The organism is Isoptericola sp. NPDC056134, assembly GCF_042264825.1.
Classification (GTDB): Bacteria; Actinomycetota; Actinomycetes; order Actinomycetales; family Cellulomonadaceae; genus Isoptericola; species Isoptericola nanjingensis.
Genome location: NZ_JBHJVM010000008.1, coordinates 132059 through 137765, shown reverse-complemented (window position 1 = coordinate 137765; position 5707 = coordinate 132059). Strand labels below are relative to the sequence as shown.

5 protein-coding genes are annotated in these 5707 nt (G+C 75.2%); 3 read left to right on the top strand and 2 right to left on the bottom strand.

What is annotated here, in order from left to right; genetic code table 11:
* Window positions 1–139 precede the first annotated feature (139 nt).
* Together ACFCZN_RS10205 and ACFCZN_RS10200 are read right to left on the bottom strand one after the other, a co-directional pair.
* Window positions 140–289: a hypothetical protein gene (locus ACFCZN_RS10205; protein WP_429764160.1), complete on the bottom strand. Its 150-nt coding sequence runs from the start codon at window positions 287–289 to the stop codon at window positions 140–142.
* A 105-nt stretch (window positions 290–394) separates the two neighbouring features.
* A complete protein-coding gene (locus ACFCZN_RS10200; protein ID WP_429764161.1) occupies window positions 395–1345 on the bottom strand; it encodes a LysR family transcriptional regulator in 951 nt (316 codons plus the stop codon).
* A 144-nt stretch (window positions 1346–1489) separates the two neighbouring features.
* Between ACFCZN_RS10200 and ACFCZN_RS10195 the strand changes: the two genes are divergently transcribed.
* The 3 genes from ACFCZN_RS10195 to ACFCZN_RS10185 are packed head-to-tail and all read left to right on the top strand — an operon-like array spanning window position 1490 to window position 5576.
* Window positions 1490–2680, top strand: coding sequence for an NAD(P)/FAD-dependent oxidoreductase (locus ACFCZN_RS10195; RefSeq protein ID WP_430556698.1), 1191 nt, complete (start codon window positions 1490–1492; stop codon window positions 2678–2680).
* A 17-nt stretch (window positions 2681–2697) separates the two neighbouring features.
* Window positions 2698–4038, top strand: coding sequence for a 2-oxoadipate dioxygenase/decarboxylase family protein (locus ACFCZN_RS10190; protein ID WP_430556697.1), 1341 nt, complete (start codon window positions 2698–2700; stop codon window positions 4036–4038).
* The gene (locus ACFCZN_RS10185) at window positions 4035–5576 is read left to right on the top strand and encodes an aldehyde dehydrogenase family protein (RefSeq protein WP_430556696.1); all 1542 of its coding nucleotides are present in this window, start codon (window positions 4035–4037) and stop codon (window positions 5574–5576) included. The genes ACFCZN_RS10190 and ACFCZN_RS10185 overlap by 4 nt, the downstream gene beginning before the upstream one ends.
* Window positions 5577–5707: the final 131 nt, after the last annotated feature.

Below are 5707 nucleotides of genomic sequence, written 5' to 3'. Positions count from 1 at the left end.
GCGCCCCCCGCGAGTGCCATCCCCTCTGTGCCGACCCCCCCTCCGGCCCCGGGCGCAGCCCCAGCGAAGACGACAGACGGATCTCCCTCCCCCCCCCCCCCCCCCGAGCCCCTTCGTGCGTCCCCCTGACGCTGCTCGCTCAGGTACGGCTTCGCCGCACCAGCCCGAGCACGAGGCTCGCGACCAGGACGATGACGCCGAGCCAGATCAGGAACTGGCCGATGCTCGTCGCGACCCCGAGGATCACGAGGACGACGCCGACCAGAACGAGGATGAGCCATGCGGGCATGGGGACCTCCAGTCTCTTCGCGCCACCCGTGCGGCGACGCGATCGCGACGATGTTGGCACGCATTCCCGATACACGCGCGTTGTCGGCTTCGCCCGTGATGCCCGTCACAAGCCGGTCGTGAACCGGCCCGTCCCGTGCACCACGGCCTCGATGGTGCGGGCCACCGCCTCGACCGCGGGACGGCGAGGCGCCGTCGACGGCTCGAGCAGCACGATCTCGCGCTCCACGAGGTCGAACAGGGTGGTCGTGCGCAGGTCGTGGGCAGGGCGCAGCGTGAGCATGACCGGCGTGGCGAGCGTCACGCCGAGCCCCTGCGCCACCAGGGCCAACGTCGTGGAGGTGTCGTTCACCTCGTGCGCGGCGCGGGGCTCGAACCCGGCCGCACGGCAGGCGCCCCGCACCGCCGCGCCGTAGTGGGTCGGCAGCGGGGGCAGGATCCAGGGCATGTCCGCGAGGTCGGCGAGGTGGAGGCGGGCGGGCAGGTCCGACGAGGGCGTGGACACGAGCTCGAACCGCTCGGTCCGCAGAGGTCGGAGGGTGGTTCCCGGGAGCCGGGGGATGGGTGCGCCGGGATAGTCCAGGCCGAGTCCGAGGTCGACGTCGCCGCGGCGCACCGCACCCGCCACGTCGTCGACGGTGAGCTCGATCCCGACCAGGGTGATTCGCGGGTGCGACTCGGCCACGCGCGCGACGAGCTGGGGCAGGAGGCTGGCCGCCACCGTCGCGAAGGCGCCGACGCGCACGGTGCCCGACGCGTCGCCGCTCGCCGCGCGGGCCGAGTCGACGGCGTCGCGCTGGGCCGCCAGGAGGGCTTCGGCACGCTCGGCGAGCGCGAGCCCCGCCTCGGTGAGCGCGACCCCGCGGCCGTGCGGCCGGACGACCTCGGTGCCCACCGCCCGGGCGAGCGCCGCCAGCTGGTGCGAGACGGCGCCGGTCGTGTAGCCCAGCGCCGCCGCGGCGGAGGTCATCGTGCGGTGGTCGGCGAGCGCGCGCAGCGCGCGCAGGCCCGACCACGGCAGGTCGCGTCCCGGCGGTTCGGCCGCACCGGTGTCCATCTGGCCAGGCTACAACCGTGCAGAGATCCTGGACGGTTCCGACGACGAATCTTCGATGGTCCTGGACGCTCCTCGGGGTTCACGATGGGCGCAGGCACGGCGGCGCGGTGACGCGCGCGTCGGAGGCGTCGACGAGGAGGTCGGGTGGAGCGGTCCCAGGCGGTGCCGTCGCGCGCGGACGTGGTCGTGGTCGGCGGCGGGGTGATGGGGACGTCCGTCGCGTTCCACCTCGCGGAGGCGGGATCCCACGTCGTGCTCCTCGAGTCCGGGGAGCTCGGCGGCGGGAGCTCGGGCAAGCCGATCGGGGGCGTGCGCGCGCAGTTCTCCGACCCGGCGAACGTGGCGCTGGGCCACCGCAGCCTCGAGCTGTTCGAGGACTTCCGGCGCCGGCCCGGCGGTGACATCGGGCTGCGGCAGACGGGATACCTGTTCGCGCTGCCCACCGACGACGACGTCGCGCTGTTCGGCCGGTCGGTGGCGATGCAGAACGACCTCGGCGTCGACAGCCGCCTGCTCACCGTCGCCGAGGCCCGCCGCCTCAACCCCTACCTGTCCGCGACCGCCTACGCGGGCGCCGCGTTCGCGCCCCGGGACGGCTGGGCGCACCCGGCGGCCGTCGTCGCCGGCTACGCGGACGGCGCCCGACGGCTCGGGGCGCGCGTGGTCAGCGGCGCGCCGGTGACCGCCGTCGACCCCGCGCCCGGCGGTCGGCTCACCGCGGTGACGCCGCGCGGATCCGTCACTGCCGCCACCGTCGTCGTGTGTGCCGGCGCCTGGTCGCGTGCGGTGGGCGCCCTCGTGGACGCCGACCTGCCCGTCGAGCCCGTGCGGCGCCAGATCGCGTTCACCGCGCCCCTCGAGCCGGCGCCGCCGACGCTGCCGTTCACCATCGATTTCGGCACCACGTTCTACCTGCACAACGCGGACGCCCGCGGCCAGCTGCTGCTGGGTGCCTCGGAGCCGGACACCCCGGTCGGCTTCGACACCGCCTACGACCCGGCGTGGGAGCCGTGGCTGCGCGGGCTCGCCGCGCGCGCCACCCCGGCGCTCGCCGACGCCCCGCTGACCGGCGGCTGGGCCGGGCTGTACGAGCTCACCCCCGACCACGACGCGCTGATCGGTGAGGCGCCGACCGGCCCCGGCGGCGCGCGCCTCCTGTACGCCTGCGGCTTCTCCGGGCACGGCTTCCTGCAGGCGCCCGCCGTGGGCGAGGCCGTGACCGACCTGTACCTCGGCCGGGCGGGGACGCCCGCGGCACGCGGGGTCGACGTGTCCGCGTTCGACGCCGGGCGGTTCGGGGCGCGACGGTCGCGCACCGAGGCGAACATCATCTGAGAGAGGACGCACGCACCGTGACGACCGACTACTTCGAGCCGTGGCAGCTCCGCGCCGCGTTCGCGCGCTCGCTCTCCGACATGTACGGGCGGGAGGTGCCCGCCTACACGACGCTGCTCGAGGTGTCCCACGACGTCAACGCCGACGTCGTGCGCGCCCGTGGCGCCGACGCCGAGCGGCTGGGCTCCATCGACCGCGTCACCGCCGAACGGCACGGTGCGATCCGCGTCGGCACCCCCGCGGAGCTGCAGCAGGTCGCCCGGATCTTCGGCGCGATGGGGATGCACCCGGTGGGGTTCTACGACCTGCGCGACGCGTCGTCGTCCTCCGTGCCCGTCATCTCGACGGCGTTCCGACCGATCGACCGCGCCGAGCTGGCCCGCAACCCGTTCCGCGTCTTCACGTCCATGCTGGTGCCGTCCGACCGGCGGTTCTTCAGCGCCGACCTCCAGGCGCGGCTCGACACCTTCCTGACGAGGCGGTCGCTGTTCGGGCCCGAGCTGCTGGCGCTCGCGGACCGGGCGGAGGCCGACGGCGGCCTGTCCGCCGCCGACGCCGCGGAGTTCCTGCGCCTGGCCACCGCCGCGTTCGAGCTGGGGCGCGAGCCGGTCGACCAGGCCTGGTACCGGGAGCTGGAGGCCGTGTCCGCCGTGGCGGCGGACATCGGCGGCGTGCCGTCCACCCACATCAACCACCTCACGCCGCGCGTGCTCGACATCGACGACCTGTACGCCCGCATGGAGGCGCGCGGCATCACGATGATCGACGCCATCCAGGGCCCGCCGCTGTGGGAGGGGCCGGACGTGCTGCTGCGGCAGACGTCGTTCCGCGCGCTGGCGGAGCCGAGGACGTTCCGCACCCCGGACGGCGAGGTCGTGCAGGACTCCCTGCGCGTGCGGTTCGGCGAGGTCGAGGCGCGCGGGATCGCGCTGACCCGCGAGGGGCGGGCGCGGTACGACGCCGCCGTCGTGGAGGGCGCGACGCCCGACGTGTGGCGCCGCACCTTCCCGGACACCGAGGCCGGGCTCGCCCGGCAGGGCCTGGCGTACTTCACCTACGAGGTCGGCGACGGCGGGACCGTGACCCGCGAGCCGATCGTCTACGAGGACTTCCTGCCCCGCTCCGCCGCCGGGATCTTCCAGTCGAACCTCACCGAGGAGGGCTCCAAGGACGCCAGCCAGGCCGGCGAGGAGCGCGACGCCGACTGGATGGCCGGCGCCGTCGGCCGCGAGCTGTTCGACCCCTTCGACCTGTACGCCGCGCAGGTGGCGGCGTCGCGCGACCGCGCGGCCCACCACCTCGGCGTCGACCCCACCCACCGTGAGAACTCCTCCACCCAGCAGGGAGCCCAGGCATGACCACCCAGACCTCCAGCACGCTCACGGCCGAGCTGCGCGACGGCGCGCTCGCGGCCCTGTCCCGCATCGGGGCCGACGTCCCCGCCGCCCCCGCCGGGGGCGGGCTGCCCGTCGTCTCGCCGCTGGCCGGCGAGGCGCTGCTGACCCTCCCGGAGGCGGGAGCGGCCGACGTCGATGCCGCGATCACCGCCGCCGCGGAGGCGTTCCGCACCTGGCGCTCCGTGCCCGGCCCGGTGCGCGGCGGCGTCGTGCGGCGACTCGGCGAGCTGCTCACCGAGCACAAGGCGGACCTGGCCGAGCTCGTGACCATCGAGGCCGGCAAGATCACCTCCGAGGCGCTCGGCGAGGTGCAGGAGATGATCGACGTCTGCGACTACGCCGTGGGCCTGTCGCGGTCCCTCGGCGGGCGCACGATGCCGTCCGAGCGCCCCGGCCACCGCCTCATGGAGCAGTGGCACCCGCTCGGCGTCGTGGGCGTCGTGAGCGCGTTCAACTTCCCGGTCGCGGTGTGGTCGTGGAACACCGCGGTCGCGCTGGTCTGCGGCGACACCGTGGTGTGGAAGCCGAGCGAGAAGACGCCGCTGAGCGCGCTCGCGTCGAACGCGCTGCTGCGCCGCGCGCTGGCGGAGGCGGGCTTCCCGGAGGCGGTGAGCCAGGTGGTGCTCGGTGCCCGGGACGCGGGCGAGGCGCTCGTCGCGGACCGGCGCGTCGCGCTGCTGTCGGCCACCGGCTCGGAGCGCATGGGCCAGCAGGTGGCGCCGGTCGTCGCCGGGCGCGGCGGCCGGTACCTGCTGGAGCTCGGCGGGAACAACGCGGCGGTCGTCGCGCCGTCCGCGGACCTCGACCTCGCGGTGCGCGGCATCGTCTTCGCCGCGGCCGGCACCGCCGGGCAGCGGTGCACCTCCCTGCGGCGGCTCATCGTGCACTCGTCGGTGGTCGACGACCTCGTCGCCCGCCTCGAGCCCGTCTACGCCGGGCTCCCGATCGGCGACCCGCGCGCCGACGGCACGCTCGTCGGGCCGCTCACCGACGCGGGCGCCCGCGACCGGATGCTCGCCGCCCTCGACGAGGCCCGGGCCGACGGCGGTACGGTCGTCGTCGGGGGGGCGGCGGTGGACGTCGACGGCGCACCGGGCGCGGCGTACGTCTCGCCCGCGCTGGTGCGGATGCCGGGGCAGACGGGCGTCGTGCGCCGGGAGACGTTCGCGCCGATCCTCTACGTGCTCACCTACGAGACGCTCGAGGAGGCCATCGCGCTGCACAACGACGTCCCGCAGGGGCTGAGCAGCGCGATCTTCACGCTCGACGTCCGCGAGGCGGAGACGTTCCTGTCCGAGGTCGGCTCCGACTGCGGCATCGTCAACGTCAACATCGGCACCTCCGGGGCGGAGATCGGCGGCGCGTTCGGCGGCGAGAAGTCCACCGGCGGCGGCCGCGAGTCCGGCTCCGACTCGTGGAAGCAGTACATGCGCCGCGTGACCAACACCGTGAACTACTCCACCGAGCTGCCCCTGGCCCAGGGCGTGAACTTCGGCTGACGCTCCTGTCGCGGGGGGGGGGGGGGAGAGGGTGGGGGGACACCCATGACCACGAACCCGCCAGGCCAAGGAGCACCCACACACCGCCCAAACAAAAACCCCTCCCTCCCCCCCCCCCCCCCCCCCCCCCA

Coding starts and splice junctions, on each gene's coding strand:
- ACFCZN_RS10185 (WP_430556696.1), top strand. CDS start 4,035: ATGACCACCCAGACCTCCAGCACGCTCACGGCCGAGCTGCGCGACGGC.
- ACFCZN_RS10200 (WP_429764161.1), bottom strand. CDS start 1,345: ATGGACACCGGTGCGGCCGAACCGCCGGGACGCGACCTGCCGTGGTCG.
- ACFCZN_RS10205 (WP_429764160.1), bottom strand. CDS start 289: ATGCCCGCATGGCTCATCCTCGTTCTGGTCGGCGTCGTCCTCGTGATC.